Origin of the sequence: Mesorhizobium sp. Root552, from assembly GCF_001427285.1 — a bacterium.
Classification (GTDB): Bacteria; Pseudomonadota; Alphaproteobacteria; order Rhizobiales; family Rhizobiaceae; genus Mesorhizobium.
In genome coordinates this window covers 138,893-152,616 of record NZ_LMFV01000012.1, presented here as the reverse complement: position 1 = coordinate 152,616, position 13,724 = coordinate 138,893, and the positions used below count along the sequence as shown (strand labels likewise).

Genomic DNA, 13,724 nt, shown 5'->3' with positions numbered 1-13,724 from the left:
GGAAACTCCGGCGGCTTTGTTACCTATGGCACACAAATTTCACCGCAACGTGACTTCCCGTTGACTGCCGCTTCTGCCAAACAGGTCGTCAACGAGAAAAAAGTCGGGCAAGCCGGCGGATTCGGAAGTGCCATGGCATCTGGAAAACCATTGCGGCTGGCGGCCCTTGCGCTCGCATTGTCGGCATGTGCCGGAGCCTCTTTTGCTGCGGAAATCGACAAGCCTTTAGGTGTGGTTGAATTGTTCACCAGCCAAGGTTGCAATTCATGCCCGCCCGCCGACCAGCTGTTCACCGAACTTGCCGGCAAGGAAGACATCGTGGCGCTGGCCTACCATGTCGACTACTGGGACTATCTCGGCTGGCGCGACACGTTGAGCCGCAAGGAAAACACCGAACGCCAGTATGACTACATGCGGGCCTTCGGTGGCCGCTCGGTCTATACGCCGCAAGCGATCATCAACGGAAGAACCCACGTCAATGGAGCCAGCCGCACGGCGGTCGACGGCGCGCTGGCGGAACTGCGAAAATCAGGCGACGGCATGCAGGTCGCCATCAAGGTCAAGCGCGACGGCGACGGCATAATCATCGAGGCCGGGGACGCGACTGCCCCGAGCGCGTCCGAGACAGCCATGGCGCATGTCGTGATCGTTTATTTCGACCCGCCGCAGACGATCGAGATCGGCAAAGGCGAGAATGGCGGCCGCAAGATGACCTACTGGAATGCGGTGACGGGCATCCAGACCGCTGGCATGTGGCACGGCAAGGCGCAACGTTACGAACTGCCTGCCAGCGAGGTCACGAAGAAGGGTGGCTGTGCCGTGCTTTTGCAATCTGTCGCCAAAGACGGCCTGCCCGGGCCGATCATCGGAGCGGCGTTTGTGACACGCCCAAAACCTCGATAGGTCGAGCCGATCAAACTGGCAAGAAGCGAGGAAACTGCCCCTTTGCCTCGCTCGTGGCGAGGTTGGTTCGATCCGACTCAGACCCGTGGGCGGGGGGCTTGGGGGTTACGAGCCAGTGCCGGACCGAACCGTCTCAGGCAACATGGGTAAACTCGTCGGACATTGGGGCGTTAGCGCGGATAAAAAACGGCGAAAATGTGGCAGCGCATCACCAATTCCAACACCTCGTTCATAAACGTGACAACAGCCGTGCGCGCCACGGCATGACACCGCCCCCGGTCTTGCCCTTGCATTTCACCCATGAAAGCGCGAACCTCCATATCAGCGTTGGCCTGTTCGAAGGATTGAGGCATGACTGAAGGCGGCGGAGGCACGGGGGACCCAGACGCATCCGCAATATTGATCCCACTTCACGAGGCGCGCCGCGAGCGCCTCGATATGCCGGTCGCATTCGACCGGCGTGAGCTCGATCTGATCCTGAGGCTTTACGGACGCATGGTCGCCGCCAACGAGTGGCGCGACTACGCCATCGACCATTTGTCCGACCGCGCGGTGTTTTCGGTGTTCCGGCGCGCCAGCGAGGTGCCGTTGTTCCAGATCGTCAAGGACCCCCGGCTGGCCCGGCGGCAGGGCGCGTTTTCGGTTGTGGCGGCAGGTGGCCGCATCCTCAAGCGCGGTCATGAACTTGCGCGCGTGCTTGGCGTCTTCGACAGCAGCCTCAGGCTCGTAAAGGCCTAGAACAGCGCAGAATACAAAAAGCTGTGTCCCGCTTTCTCCATGCCAAATCAAAGCGTTAGCGCAGACTTGCAACCGGTGGCCGACTGAGCTTCAAACGCCTTGGCGGAATTTTCGCTCGGGCAACGAGTGGGCATCAGGCTCACGAGATATGCCACCATTCAGCTCCAGTTGCATGAACACCGTATCCAGCCAGCGGTCATGCTTGTAGCCGGAGCCTTGCAGCCGGCCGCAATGGCAAAAACCCAGTTTCTCGTGCAGGCGAACGGACGCGCTGCCGGGACTGCCGTCACCGATCACCGCAACCAGTTGCCGAAAGCCGAGTTGCCGCACTGCCTCGATCAGCGCACGCATCAATTCGATGCCAACTCCCCGACCCTTCGCTTCCGGTGCCACATAGACCGAATCCTCGACGATGAAGCGGTAGGCCGGACGCGTCCTGAATGGCCCTGCATAAGCATAACCGAGAACGGCACCCGATCCGTCCACGGCAACCAGATACGGGAAACCGCCAGCGCGCAGCGTGTCATAACGGACCCGCATTTCGGCTAGCGCCGGCGGCTCAAGCTCGTAGCTCGCAGTGCCGTTTAGAACGGCATCCGAATAGATCTCCGTGATCCTGTCGATATCCGTTACCGTTGCTTCCCGTATCATCATTTTGCTCAATAAATAGGCATTTTCATTTTATGCCTTTTATTACATCAAAAATCGCAGCAAATGAAAAGGGCGGCCGTTGGGCCGCCCTTGGCATTCATCTGGTCCAGCCGTTTTTAGCGGCGGTCGCCCATGAACTGCAGCAGGAACATGAACAGGTTGATGAAGTCGAGGTAGAGGGTAAGCGCACCCATGATCGACTTGCGGCCGGCAACAGCCTGGTCGTCACCCTCGAAGTACATCTCCTTGATCTTCTGCGTGTCGTAGGCGGTAAGGCCAGCGAAGATCAGCACGCCGATCGCCGAAATGGCGAAAGAAAGCGCCGAAGACGCCAGGAAGATATTGATGACCATCGCGATGATCAGGCCGAAGACGCCCATGATCAGGAACGAGCCCATCGCGGTCAGGTCACGCTTCGTCGTATAGCCGTAGAGCGACAGTGCGCCGAAAGCGGCGGCCGTGGCGAAGAAGGTCTGCGTCACGCTCGCGGTCGTGTAGACGAGGAAGATCGACGACAGCGACAGGCCGACAAGCCCGGCATAGACCCAGAAAGTAGTCTGGGCAGCCGGCACGCTCATCGACTGCACGCGGAACGACAGGAAGAACACGGCAGCGAGAGGGGCGAGGATGACCACCCATTTCAGCGGCGAAGCGAAGATCGCGTAGCCGAAGGAAGTCAGCATCTGGCCGCTCGGCAGCGTGGCGACGGCAGCCGACGGGTCATTGGTTGTAGCCATCATGATGGTGGCGACGGCGGCAAGGCCGGTGATCAAAAGGCCCATGCCCATCAGGTTGTAGACGCGGATCATGTATGCGCGCAGGCCCTCGTCGATGGCCGCATCCGTGCGGCCATAGGGAACCGTGCGCGTCTGGTAGTTGCGTAGGGGTTCAGCCATGGAATTCCTCTGTTGCTTCTGCCCCGTCGGGTGTCGGGTTCTTTCCAACCCAGGCGCCGCTGGCGGGGCTCCAGCATGCCTACGGCAAAATATGAGGGTTCTTCGCCTCCAGAACAAGACCTGTAACCACCGGCAACGCTTCGTGAAAGCATAAAAATGCAGGTATCGGGCGCAATTTGGCTAAAGATTACCAAGAATTAACGAAATTCCTGGGGTCGGGCACGTTCTCGGAGATCAAAGATTGCGCAACACGGGCGCTGCCTTGTGTCCCAGCACCCGCCATGTTCCCGCCAGTCCGATCCCGACCGTAAGCACCAGGGCAACGACAATCGTCGTCAGCGCAACCTCGGCGGAGAACTGCGAAGGCAACGTCATGATTTCGCTCACCACGAACCATGCCGCGACCCCGCCTGCTGCCAGCGCGAATACTGCCGTGGCCAACCCGATCAGCATATACTCCAGCGCAAACGCGGCTATCAGCGTCTTGCGCGTCGCACCGAGTGTCTTCAGCACCACCGCATCGTGGATGCGGGCACTGTTGCCTGCGGCAAGGGCTCCCGCCAACACCAACACGGAAGCAACGAGCGCAACGGCAGCCGCAGCCCGGATGGCGACGCCAAGCTCGCCAACCAACCGGTTGACGATGTCCAGCGCATCCTTGACCCGAACGGTGGTCACCGCCGGAAAGGCACGGGTAACGGCATTGAGCACGCGCGCGTCTTCAGCCGGGGTCGCCCCCTTGTCCGCCAGCGTCGCCAGCCAACTATGTGGCGCACCCGCAAAAGTGTTTGGCGAGAACACCATGACGAAATTGATGCCCATCGTTTCCCATTGAACCTGCCGGAAACTGGCGATCCGGGCACTGATATTGCGGCCCAGCACGTTGACGGTCACCGTATCGCCCAGCTTGAGACCCAGTTCCTGCGCCTCATGCGCCGAAAACGACACCAATGGTTCGCCGGAATAATCCGAAGGCCACCAGCTTCCCTCGCTCAGCGTCGCATTGGCCGGCAGGTTGGCCTCATAGGTAAGCCCGCGGTCTCCACGCAATACCCACGCCCCTGCGGCGGGGATATTGGCCTTGGCCACATCGATGCCATTCAGCACCATGATGCGGCCGCGCAGCATCGGCACCTTTACCAACGCTCCATCAGGAGCCTCGGCAGCAACGAGCTTGGAAAACGCATCGACATCGCTGGCCTGAATATCGACGAAGAAGAAGTTCGGGGCCATCTGCGGCAAGCTGCCGGCAATCTGACGGCGCAAATTGCCGTCTATCAACGCGAGCGTTACCAGAAGCGTCAGCCCAAGGCCGAGCGACAGAACCACCGATGGCGTCAGTGCGCCGGGGCGATGGATATTGCCGACCGCAAGCCGCAGCACCGTCGAACGGATACGGGGCGCTTTCCTCGCCAGCCATTGCACCAGAAAGCCGACAACCCGCAGGACGAGGAAGGAAATCACCGTCGCACCGACGAAGATCCAGCCTATGCGGCGATCATCGGCGCTGAAGATCGCCAAGCCGGCAAGGGCAAGTGCAATCACCAGCGCGCCTATAACATAGACTGCGCGCGGCATGCCGCGGCTTGCGAAACCCATTTCACGAAACAGGGCAGTTGCGGGCACGTCGCGCGCACGCCCCAGCGGCAGGAGCGCAAAGGCCAGCGTGACCAGAACGCCGAAAGCCGCGGCAAGCCCAAGCGCACCGGGGTAGACGCTAGCTTGAGCCGGGACCGGGATCACCGATTGCAACGCCGCGCTGGCGGCGAACGGCATCAGCGCTCCAAGCACAAGGCCGACGACAATACCCAGCCCCGCAATCACAAGGATCTGCACCAGATAGACCGTGAAGACAAAGCCGCCCGATGCGCCAAGGCTCTTGAGGGTCGCGATGACTGAGCGCTTGCCGTCGAGATAGGCGCGCACCGCATTGGCCACGCCAACACCACCAACGACCAGTGCGGTCAGGCCGACCAGCGTCAGGAACTGCGAGAAGCGCTCGATGTTCGACGACAGCGCCGGCGCGGCGTTCGTGCGCGTGCGCACCGACCAGCCCGCTTGCGGGAAGGCTGCGCGTGCCTGCTCCTCCAGCCTCTTTACCTCGGCTTCGTTTGCTCCCGGTTGCAGCCTCACCTTGTAGGAATGCTCGACCAGGCTGCCCGGTCGGATCAGACCGGAAGCGCTCAGCCCTTCCATCGACACGAGCAGGCGGGGAGCAAAGCCGAAACCGTCCGAAACGGCATCCGGCTCGGTGGTCAGAACGGCCCGCAGTTCGAACGTGGCCTCGCCCAGCATGATCCTGTCGCCCGGCTTCAACCCAAGCCGCTCGAGAAGAAGCTCCGGTGCTGCCGCCCCGAATACACCCGAGTGCTCGTCAAACAATTCACTTCTGGAAAGGACGGGCTGCGTCTCCAGCGACCCGTAGAGCGGATATGCGGAGTCGACGGCCTTGGCCTCGACCAGCGCCTGATCCGAGCCGTCTACCAGTCGCGCCATGGACCGCATGTTGGCGCTGCGGGACACCGTCCCCATTCCTTCGAGATAGCCAAGCTCCTCCGCGCTCGCCTCACGCTGGTTGAGCTGGAAGCGCAAATCGCCGCCCAGCAACGGCTGGCCTTGGTTGGCAACACCATCGGAAATCGACTGTGCAACCGAATTGACGCCACCGATCGCTGCCACGCCAAGTGCGATACAGGCAAGGAATACGGCAAAGCCCGACAGTCCGCCGCGCATTTCCCGCAAGGAAAACCGCAAAGCGAGAGCAAGCGTCCTGGCCAAAGTCATTAGGCAATCGCCTTGACGGCGGGTGTTGGTTCGATGCGCCCCGAGCGCATGGCGATCTGGCGTGCACAGCGTGCCGCCAAAGCCGGATCGTGTGTCACCAGTACGAGCGTCATGCCGCGTTCGGCGGCCTTGGTGAACAGAAGATCCGCAACCTGCTTTCCGGTTACCTGGTCGAGGTTGCCTGTCGGCTCATCCGCGATCAGGATTGATGGCGAAGGGGCAAGCGCACGGGCAATGGCCACGCGCTGCTGTTCACCGCCCGACAACTCGCCCGGATAATGAGTGACGCGATCGCTCAGGCCCACAGCAGCCAGTTCCTTTTCCGCGACAGCAAACGGGTCCGGATGACCGGCCAGTTCGAGCGGCACCGCCACGTTTTCAAGCGCAGTCATGTTGGGGATCAAGTGAAACGACTGGAATACGATGCCGACATTGCGGCCCCTAAAGGCCGCGATCTGGTCTTCGCTCTTGCCGTTAAGCAATTCGCCGGCGATGCGTATGGTGCCTTGGTCCACCCGCTCCAGCCCGGCCACAACCATCAGCAGGGTCGACTTGCCCGACCCGGATGGGCCCACGATGCCGGTTGCCTCGCCTGCTTCTATGGAGAGGCTGACGCCCTTCAGCACATGGACTGACGAAGCCCCCTCTCCCAGCGTCAACGACACGTCTTTCAGTTCGATGACGGCTTCTGTCAAAGCGGATTCATCCTATATGGGGAAAACGTCCTGAAATTACCCTCGTCATATGGGGCCTGCCTGATGGCTTTCAAACACATCGTTGCCCTGATTGTCACGCTCTCGGCGTTCACGATTGCGCCAGCGGCTTCCGTCCGGGCCGAGCCGTTGCCGGTCGTGGGATTCGGCGACAGCCTGATGGCAGGCTTCGGCCTTGGCCCCGGCGAAGGCTTCACCGACAGGTTGCAGGCCGCGCTCCGCGCCAAAGGCCACGACATCGACGTCGCCAACGCCGGTGTCTCCGGCGACACCACCAGCGGCGGTCTCGCCCGCCTCGACTGGTCCGTTCCGGATGGAACCAAGCTCGTTATCCTTGAACTCGGCGCCAACGATATGCTGCGCGGCGTCGATCCTGCTCTGGTCGAGCAGAATCTTGACGCCATGCTGTCACGCCTGAAAGCGCGCGGCATTCCGGTTGTGCTCGTCGGCATGGTCGCGGCCCCTAATCTCGGTCACGCCTATGGCGAACAATTCGGCGCCATCTACCCCAAACTGGCGGAAAAATACGGCGCTACGCTCTATCCATTCTTCCTCGATGGCGTAGCCGGCGACAAATCCATGCAGCTTGAGGATGGCATGCACCCAAATGCGGCAGGTGTCGAACGCATGGTCGAACGCTTCCTGCCGACAATGGAAAAGGCCATCGCCGGCCTGCCGGCGGCCCAGTAGCACAATAGTCACAGCTTCCGTCAGGGAAAGCGCCGGGCGCTCCTGCGGACAACAAACTGCTTGCCCCGGCCTGCCATCGGTGATTCGCTAGATCAAGAGAGTTCGATTCGGGGACAGGAGGCTGCCAATGCCACGTCTTTTCACCGCCCTCGAAATTCCGCGTGACGCTGCCCTCTCTCTCTCGCTTCTTAGGGGAGGTCTGCCAGGCGCCCGCTGGATCGATGTCGAAAACTACCACATCACCTTGCGTTTCATCGGCGATGTGGCCGGCCACATAGCCGACGACATCGCCAATGATCTCGACCGTGTGCGGCGGCCCTCGTTCACGCTGGCGCTGTCCGGTGTCGGCGCCTTCGGCCAGAAGAAGCCGCATGCGGTCTGGGCCGGGGTAACCGCTTCGCCGGACATGACGGCCCTGCAGGCTGAAATCGACCGCATCTGTCATCGTATGGGCATCCCGGCCGATCCGCGCAAATTCATGCCGCACGTCACGCTGGCAAGACTGCGCAATTCCAGCCCGCTGGAAGTCGCTTCCTACTTGTCGGAGCGCGGCAACTTCGCCGCAACGCCCTTCCGCGTCGGCAGGTTCGTCCTGATGTCGTCGCGCGATTCCGTTGGTGGCGGCCCTTACATCGTCGAGGAGGCGTGGCCGCTCCTGGACACCGACATGCGCTCGGCCAACCGGCTCGAAAGCACATCCGACGCATCGCGGATCATGCGGTAGACGGCGGCAAAGCCATCCGGGCCGCCATAGTACGGGTCGGGCACGTCGCGCACATTGCCATCGGCGAATTCGAGGAAGAGGTGAATGCGCTCGCGGGCGGCCGCCGGCGCAAGGCGCTGAAGCTCCTCGACATTGCTGCGGTCCATGGCCAAGATGAGATCGAAGCGCGAGAAGTCGTCCGCGTTGACCTTGCGCGCCTTCTGCCCCGAAATGTCGATGCCATGACTGGCGGCGATCGCTACCGATCTTGGATCAGGCGCCGATCCGGCATGCCATCCGCCGGTGCCTGCCGAATCGAGTTCGAAATGTTCGCTCAGCCGCTTTTCCTCCAGGACCGCGGCGAACACGCCTTCGGCCAGGGGCGAGCGGCAGATATTGCCGAGACAAACGAACAGGATTGATTTTTTGGGCTTCGCGTCCATCGATCCCGCGCTATGTTTGCATGCACCAATTGCCGATAGCATGGATGGACCGCATGGGACGAGAAAAACTCGACAAGGACGCAATCAAGGAAGCACTGGCCGGTCTGCAAGGCTGGACACTCGCCGCCGACAGCGGGTCCATCAACCGCGTCTTCACCTTGCGAAACTTTTCCGAAGCCTTCGCCTTCATGACGCGCGTGGCGCTTGCGGCGGAAAAGATGGACCACCACCCCGACTGGTCGAACGTCTACAAGACCGTGAACATCACCTTGAATACCCACGACGCCGGCGGACTGACCGCGCTCGACATGGAATTGGCGAAGAAGATCAATCGCATCTTCGGCGGTTGAACCGGTTTCATCTTGCAGTGGCAGTCGACCTTTACCACATTTTGCATGTGGGCATCCCTGGAAGGCAGGCCCGCAAGGAGACGGCGGACGATGGCAAAGGACAACGACTTCGATTTCATCGAACTTGGCGAGAAGCCCGCCAACGAAAGCGAAGTGCGTGCGAAATTCTGGCGCAAGGCCAAACAGGCGGCGCGGCAGATCCCGTTCATGGAAGATGTCGTCGCCGCATACTACTGCGCGCTGGACAAGAACACGCCGCTGCGCGCCAAGGGCATCCTTTTGGCGGCGCTCGGCTATTTCATCCTGCCCGTCGACACCATTCCCGATGTAATTCTCGGGCTGGGCTTCACCGACGACATTGCCGTTCTGACGGCGGCGATCACGGCAGTTCGTGCCCACATCACTCCGGCGCATAGGCTCGCCGCACGTCAGGCCATCGCCGACAACGGCTGATGGCCGAGCTGTTCCTGGCCTCGCCAGTCAAATTCTCGCCTTTTTCCTGCTTTCCAAGTCGCGCCAGGGACATGGTGCCTGAGCCGGATGGAAACGGCAGGGCGCCGAGATGGCGGCGGTTTCCTATGGCGAAGTGCTTTCTTGCAGAACTTCATCCTTTGGTAACCCAGATTAAATCAAAATAAAGCGAACGGGCAGGACGAGACGCCGGCCTGCCCCCGCACCATTTGGAATACGGGAAACACGATGCGCGGATTGATTGCTACAATTTCAAGCTTGGTGCTGATCGCCGCGGCGACGCCAGCGCTCGCCCAGCAGGCAACCAAGATCGGGCAGCACAATGCCTGGGGCACCTACAGCTATCAGGCAGCCAACGGCAAGGTGTGCTATGTGCTGACCGTGCCGACCGACAAGCAGCCGCCGACGCTCGATCACGGCGACATGTTCTTCTTCGTCAGCCAGCGGCCCGGCCAGCAGGTTTCCTACGAGCCGCAATTCATTGCCGGCTATAATTTTCAGGAAAATTCCAAGGTCACCGTTTCGGTTGGCGACAAGTCCTTCACCATGTTCACGCGCGGCAAATCTGCGTGGGTCGAGAATGCCGCTGAGGAACCGGTGCTGATCGCCGCCATGAAAGGCGGTTCGGATATGAAGGTGCAGGCCAAGTCGGGCCGCGGCAATGCCACCAACTACGTGTTCTCGCTGAAAGGCATTTCGGCGGCGTTGAGCTCCATAGCCAACTGCAAATAGCTATCTTGAGGTCAACTCGCCAACTGGCGAACGAGATCGGTCATGCTATTCGGCGCAAGCAGCCAGCTTGCGCCGGCGACTATCTGCAGCAACACGATCAGGTAAAGCAGGCTCCTGAAAGGTTCCTTGCGGGTCTTGTGCCGGAAGATCTGCTGCGCTGAAATAGCGCCCAGACTGCCGCCAACCAATGCAAGACCCAGCAATGTCCGCTCGCTGATCCGCCTTGCGCCGGCCTCCGCCAGCCGCTTGTCCCACCAGAAGGCCACGAACGCGGCGCAGTTGACCGCGAGCAAGACGAATACCAGCTGGGGAACGGATATCATGGCGGCATCCTGAACCCCAACCGGCTAACAAGCCGCAAATGCCGTCCTATGGCGTGACGTGGCGGCTGCCGCATGATATCGCAAGGGCTACCAGATAGCCTGCTGGCTCACACGGACATGTCTCTCGCCAACCCAAGACTTACCACCATTGGCTTCGACGCCGACGACACGTTGTGGCAGAACGAGCAGTTCTTCCGGCTGGCGGAAGATCATTTCGTTTCCCTGCTTGCCGGTCACGCCGAGGCGAATGGCATCAAGCAGCGGCTTCTCGACGCCGAGAGGCGAAATCTCCAGCTCTACGGCTTCGGCATCAAGGGTTTCACCCTCTCGATGGTCGAAACGGCGATTGAAGTCACGGAAGGCAAGGTGCCGGCGGAAATCATCGCAAGCATCGTCAAGGCCGGCCGGGAAATGCTTTCCCATCCCATTGAGACATTGCCATATGCACGTGAAACCCTGGAGCAGCTCGCTGGCCGGTTCCGGCTGGTGCTGATCACCAAGGGAGACCTCTTCGATCAGGAACGCAAACTCGCCCAATCTGGGCTTGGCGACCTGTTCGACGCGGTGGAAATCGTCAGCGGCAAGCAACCGGATACCTATAGCCGCATCTTCAGCCGTCACGGCGACGGGCCGGAAAAAAGCATGATGGTGGGCAACTCGCTGAAGTCGGACGTGGTTCCCGTGTTGCAAGCCGGCGGATGGGGCGTCTACGTCCCGCATGACCTGACCTGGGTTCTGGAGCACGCCGAAACGCCGCTCGACGAGCTGCGCTTCAGGCAGCTTGCCCATCTGGGTGAACTGCCGGGCCTGCTGACCGAACTGCGCTAGCTGCCGGTGACGGCGCGGCGCACCTGTGATATGTGGCCGATAAATCCTGTCTGTAGCCGGTCCCGGGACCGATTAAACGAACCGTAATGGCACTATCTATCGATCTAACCTCTGACGCGACCCGCGCCGCTCTGGCCGCACGCGCCGCCATGCCCGAAAAGCCGTCGCTTGTCGGCCTTACTCGCTCCGAGCTTGCCGAGGCGCTGGTTGCCGCCGGCGTCGTGCCCGAGCGGCAGGCCAGGATGCGCGCCAGCCAGCTCTGGCACTGGCTCTATGTGCGCGGCGTTTCCAACTTTGCCGAGATGTTCAACATCTCGAAGGACTTGCGGGCCGCTCTCGACCGGCATTTCAGCGTTTCCCGCCCTGAAATCGTGGAAGAGCAGATTTCAACCGACGGTACGCGCAAATGGCTGTTCCGGTTTCCGCCGCGCGGCGCCGGCCGTCCGGTCGAGATCGAAACCGTCTACATTCCCGAAGAAGGACGCGGCACGCTGTGCATCTCCTCGCAGGTCGGCTGCACGCTGACCTGCTCCTTCTGCCACACCGGCACCCAGAAGCTCGTGCGCAACCTGACCGCGGAAGAAATCCTCGCCCAGTTGCTCACGGCACGCGACCGGCTCGGCGATTTTCCAGACCGCGACACGCCTGCCGGCGCCATCGTGCCCTCGGAAGGCCGCAAGGTCTCGAACATCGTCATGATGGGCATGGGCGAACCTCTCTACAATTTCGAGGCGGTGAAGAAGGCACTGCTGATCGCCTCCGATGGCGACGGGCTTGCGCTGTCGAAGCGCCGCATCACGCTTTCCACCTCCGGCGTCGTGCCGGAAATCACCCGCACCGGCGAAGAGGTCGGCGTCATGCTTGCAATCTCGCTGCACGCGACCAATGACGATCTGCGCGACCTTCTGGTGCCGATCAACAAGAAGTTCCCGTTGAAGGAACTGATCGCCGCATGCCGCGCCTATCCGGGCCTGTCCAACGCCCGCCGCATCACTTTCGAATATGTGATGCTGAAGGACGTCAACGACAGCCTCGATGACGCCAAAGCCCTGGTTCAACTGCTGAAGGGCATCCCGGCCAAGATCAACCTGATCCCGTTCAATCCGTGGCCCGGCACCAACTACCAGTGCTCCGACTGGGAAACGATCGAGAAGTTTGCCGACTACATCAACAATGCCGGCTACGCTTCGCCGATCCGCACCCCGCGCGGCCGCGATATCCTCGCCGCTTGCGGTCAGCTTAAGTCTGAATCGGAGCGCATGCGCAAGGTGGACCGGCTGGCGCTTGAAGCGATGATGATCGCCGGCCACGGCGAGGCATGATGGGGCGGATATTCGCCTATCTGCTCCGCTTCGCCGTCATCCTCGTTGGATTTGTCGCAGCCGTTTTGGCGGCCAGCGCTTTCATCCATCTGCTTTTTCTTGGATCCGCCGGATTTCTTGAAGAAGACGTGCGGCCCGTGGCAGGAGCGGCCATGCTGTTTTCCGTCCCCTTCGTCGCGCTTTTCGTGGCCTACTTCGTCTTTGTCCCGTCCGTCATCGCAATCGGCGTGGCGGAATTACTGGGCCGCCGGGACTGGCTCTCTTACGCATTGCTCGGCGCAGGCGTCGGCATTGCCTTCATCGCAACGGCGTCAGGCAATGTCGATGCCGGCTACGACCTGACGGCCACCCCGATTGCGCTTGGCATTATTGGCGGCGGCATGGTCGGTGGCATTGCCTACTGGCTGACCGCTGGCCGCTGGGCTGGAAGCTGGCGCTCCGAACCTCCGCCACGCCTGCCTACTTCGCCTGAGCAGTAAGAATCTTGAGCGCAAAGGCGGAAAATACGCCTGCCAGCATATAGTCGACGACGCGCGTGATCTTCGGGCTGGCTTTCATTGCCACCGAGAATTTTTCCGCAGCGAACACCATTGGTGCGGTTACCGGGATCGACAGCACCACGAACATGAAGCCGAGGAAGAACAATTTGCCGGGCGCATGCGGGTCATGCGCCGAGACGAACTGCGGCAAGAACGTCATGAAGAACAGGATGATCTTCGGGTTGAGCAGGTTGACGCCAAGACCCGCCGCCCAGGCACGAAACAGAGAAACCTGCGGTCCACCCTTCTGCTCCGGCGAAAAGGCCGAACCCTTGGTGAGCGCCTGCCAGGCCAGGAATACCAGATAGCCGGCGCCGAAAATCTTGAGTGCAAAGAACGCGGTCGGCGAAGCGACGATCAGGGCAGAGATACCGACAACGACCAGTGTCGTGTGAACCAGCGTCCCGCATAGCGCGCCAGCCATCGAGGCAAAACCCGCCACCCTCCCCTGGTTCAGGGTGCGGCTGACGAACAACGTCATGTCCGGCCCGGGCGTTATCGCCAGGATGATCGTGGCGATGGAGAACTGGATCAGCACGGAAAGGTCTGGAACGAAGGACATCTGTTGGTCCGCCCGGCTTTCATTGGAAAGGGCGCCGCTTAACACGGCGCCCAGGAATGGTTGTAACGCGACCGGC

Annotated in this window: 17 protein-coding genes; 10 read left to right on the top strand and 7 right to left on the bottom strand. The window is 61.2% G+C overall.

Features of this window, described 5'->3' with window-relative positions; genetic code table 11:
* The first annotated feature begins 132 nt into the window (after nt 1–132).
* Complete coding sequence (locus ASD50_RS07045; RefSeq protein WP_056238740.1) at nt 133–903, top strand: DUF1223 domain-containing protein; 771 nt, start codon at nt 133–135, stop codon at nt 901–903.
* Nucleotides 904–1,254: 351 nt separating this feature from the next.
* Complete coding sequence (locus ASD50_RS07035; protein ID WP_056238026.1) at nt 1,255–1,641, top strand: DUF2794 domain-containing protein; 387 nt, start codon at nt 1,255–1,257, stop codon at nt 1,639–1,641.
* Between the two features lie 90 nt (nt 1,642–1,731).
* Here ASD50_RS07035 and ASD50_RS07030 read toward each other — a convergent pair whose 3' ends face one another.
* From ASD50_RS07030 to ASD50_RS07015, 4 genes are all read right to left on the bottom strand, one after another.
* Entirely contained in the window at nt 1,732–2,304 is a 573-nt protein-coding gene (locus tag ASD50_RS07030) for a GNAT family N-acetyltransferase (protein ID WP_056238023.1), read from the bottom strand.
* Between the two features lie 104 nt (nt 2,305–2,408).
* Nucleotides 2,409–3,188, bottom strand: a complete 780-nt coding sequence (locus ASD50_RS07025) for a Bax inhibitor-1/YccA family protein (RefSeq protein WP_056238021.1) — start codon at nt 3,186–3,188, stop codon at nt 2,409–2,411.
* 234 nt (nt 3,189–3,422) lie between these two features.
* The gene (locus tag ASD50_RS07020; RefSeq protein WP_056238018.1) at nt 3,423–5,972 is read right to left on the bottom strand and encodes an ABC transporter permease; all 2,550 of its coding nucleotides are present in this window, start codon (nt 5,970–5,972) and stop codon (nt 3,423–3,425) included.
* Nucleotides 5,972–6,667, bottom strand: coding sequence for an ABC transporter ATP-binding protein (locus ASD50_RS07015; RefSeq protein WP_056238016.1), 696 nt, complete (start codon nt 6,665–6,667; stop codon nt 5,972–5,974). The genes ASD50_RS07020 and ASD50_RS07015 overlap by 1 nt, the downstream gene beginning before the upstream one ends.
* A 63-nt stretch (nt 6,668–6,730) precedes the next feature.
* On the opposite strand from ASD50_RS07015, the gene ASD50_RS07010 reads away from it, so the two are divergent.
* Nucleotides 6,731–7,375 carry an arylesterase gene (locus tag ASD50_RS07010; protein WP_056238014.1) on the top strand — a complete coding sequence of 215 codons (645 nt, stop codon included), beginning with the start codon at nt 6,731–6,733 and terminating at the stop codon, nt 7,373–7,375.
* A gap of 127 nt (nt 7,376–7,502) precedes the next feature.
* A complete protein-coding gene (gene thpR / locus ASD50_RS07005) occupies nt 7,503–8,099 on the top strand; it encodes an RNA 2',3'-cyclic phosphodiesterase (protein ID WP_056238010.1) in 597 nt (198 codons plus the stop codon).
* Here thpR and ASD50_RS07000 read toward each other — a convergent pair.
* Nucleotides 8,003–8,521 carry a low molecular weight protein-tyrosine-phosphatase gene (locus ASD50_RS07000; RefSeq protein ID WP_056238006.1) on the bottom strand — a complete coding sequence of 173 codons (519 nt, stop codon included), beginning with the start codon at nt 8,519–8,521 and terminating at the stop codon, nt 8,003–8,005. The genes thpR and ASD50_RS07000 overlap by 97 nt on opposite strands.
* Before the next feature lie 53 nt (nt 8,522–8,574).
* On the opposite strand from ASD50_RS07000, the gene ASD50_RS06995 reads away from it, so the two are divergent.
* The 3 genes from ASD50_RS06995 (at nt 8,575) to ASD50_RS06985 (ending at nt 10,074) form a co-directional block, all read left to right on the top strand.
* Nucleotides 8,575–8,871, top strand: a complete 297-nt coding sequence (locus ASD50_RS06995) for a 4a-hydroxytetrahydrobiopterin dehydratase (protein WP_056238736.1) — start codon at nt 8,575–8,577, stop codon at nt 8,869–8,871.
* 90 nt (nt 8,872–8,961) lie between these two features.
* Complete coding sequence (locus ASD50_RS06990) at nt 8,962–9,324, top strand: YkvA family protein (protein ID WP_056238002.1); 363 nt, start codon at nt 8,962–8,964, stop codon at nt 9,322–9,324.
* Between the two features lie 246 nt (nt 9,325–9,570).
* Nucleotides 9,571–10,074 carry an invasion associated locus B family protein gene (locus ASD50_RS06985; RefSeq protein ID WP_056237999.1) on the top strand — a complete coding sequence of 168 codons (504 nt, stop codon included), beginning with the start codon at nt 9,571–9,573 and terminating at the stop codon, nt 10,072–10,074.
* An 11-nt stretch (nt 10,075–10,085) separates the two neighbouring features.
* Here the strand turns inward: ASD50_RS06985 and ASD50_RS06980 are convergent, their stop codons facing one another.
* Nucleotides 10,086–10,397 carry a DUF1294 domain-containing protein gene (locus tag ASD50_RS06980; protein ID WP_056237994.1) on the bottom strand — a complete coding sequence of 104 codons (312 nt, stop codon included), beginning with the start codon at nt 10,395–10,397 and terminating at the stop codon, nt 10,086–10,088.
* Nucleotides 10,398–10,514: 117 nt separating this feature from the next.
* Between ASD50_RS06980 and ASD50_RS06975 the strand changes: the two genes are divergently transcribed.
* The 3 genes from ASD50_RS06975 (at nt 10,515) to ASD50_RS06965 (ending at nt 13,026) form a co-directional block, all read left to right on the top strand.
* Entirely contained in the window at nt 10,515–11,225 is a 711-nt protein-coding gene (locus ASD50_RS06975; RefSeq protein ID WP_056237986.1) for an HAD family hydrolase, read from the top strand.
* Between the two features lie 86 nt (nt 11,226–11,311).
* Nucleotides 11,312–12,547 carry a 23S rRNA (adenine(2503)-C(2))-methyltransferase RlmN gene (rlmN, locus tag ASD50_RS06970; protein ID WP_056237982.1) on the top strand — a complete coding sequence of 412 codons (1,236 nt, stop codon included), beginning with the start codon at nt 11,312–11,314 and terminating at the stop codon, nt 12,545–12,547.
* Nucleotides 12,547–13,026 (top strand): hypothetical protein, encoded by a 480-nt coding sequence (locus ASD50_RS06965; protein ID WP_056237977.1) that lies wholly within the window; start codon nt 12,547–12,549, stop codon nt 13,024–13,026. The genes rlmN and ASD50_RS06965 overlap by 1 nt, the downstream gene beginning before the upstream one ends.
* On the opposite strand, the gene ASD50_RS06960 is transcribed toward ASD50_RS06965, so the two are convergent.
* Entirely contained in the window at nt 13,007–13,648 is a 642-nt protein-coding gene (locus ASD50_RS06960) for a LysE family translocator (protein ID WP_056237975.1), read from the bottom strand. The genes ASD50_RS06965 and ASD50_RS06960 overlap by 20 nt on opposite strands.
* Between the last annotated feature and the right edge of the window lie 76 nt (nt 13,649–13,724).

Excerpts from the sequence above, each read along its gene's own strand:
- ASD50_RS07045 (WP_056238740.1), top strand. The coding sequence starts at position 133 with ATGGCATCTGGAAAACCATTGCGGCTGGCGGCCCTTGCGCTCGCATTG.
- ASD50_RS07035 (WP_056238026.1), top strand. The coding sequence starts at position 1,255 with ATGACTGAAGGCGGCGGAGGCACGGGGGACCCAGACGCATCCGCAATA.
- ASD50_RS07025 (WP_056238021.1), bottom strand. The coding sequence starts at position 3,188 with ATGGCTGAACCCCTACGCAACTACCAGACGCGCACGGTTCCCTATGGC.
- ASD50_RS07020 (WP_056238018.1), bottom strand. The coding sequence starts at position 5,972 with ATGACTTTGGCCAGGACGCTTGCTCTCGCTTTGCGGTTTTCCTTGCGG.
- ASD50_RS07010 (WP_056238014.1), top strand. The coding sequence starts at position 6,731 with ATGGCTTTCAAACACATCGTTGCCCTGATTGTCACGCTCTCGGCGTTC.
- thpR (WP_056238010.1), top strand. The coding sequence starts at position 7,503 with ATGCCACGTCTTTTCACCGCCCTCGAAATTCCGCGTGACGCTGCCCTC.
- ASD50_RS07000 (WP_056238006.1), bottom strand. The coding sequence starts at position 8,521 with ATGGACGCGAAGCCCAAAAAATCAATCCTGTTCGTTTGTCTCGGCAAT.
- ASD50_RS06995 (WP_056238736.1), top strand. The coding sequence starts at position 8,575 with ATGGGACGAGAAAAACTCGACAAGGACGCAATCAAGGAAGCACTGGCC.
- ASD50_RS06990 (WP_056238002.1), top strand. The coding sequence starts at position 8,962 with ATGGCAAAGGACAACGACTTCGATTTCATCGAACTTGGCGAGAAGCCC.
- ASD50_RS06985 (WP_056237999.1), top strand. The coding sequence starts at position 9,571 with ATGCGCGGATTGATTGCTACAATTTCAAGCTTGGTGCTGATCGCCGCG.
- ASD50_RS06980 (WP_056237994.1), bottom strand. The coding sequence starts at position 10,397 with ATGATATCCGTTCCCCAGCTGGTATTCGTCTTGCTCGCGGTCAACTGC.
- ASD50_RS06975 (WP_056237986.1), top strand. The coding sequence starts at position 10,515 with ATGTCTCTCGCCAACCCAAGACTTACCACCATTGGCTTCGACGCCGAC.
- rlmN (WP_056237982.1), top strand. The coding sequence starts at position 11,312 with ATGGCACTATCTATCGATCTAACCTCTGACGCGACCCGCGCCGCTCTG.
- ASD50_RS06965 (WP_056237977.1), top strand. The coding sequence starts at position 12,547 with ATGGGGCGGATATTCGCCTATCTGCTCCGCTTCGCCGTCATCCTCGTT.
- ASD50_RS06960 (WP_056237975.1), bottom strand. The coding sequence starts at position 13,648 with ATGTCCTTCGTTCCAGACCTTTCCGTGCTGATCCAGTTCTCCATCGCC.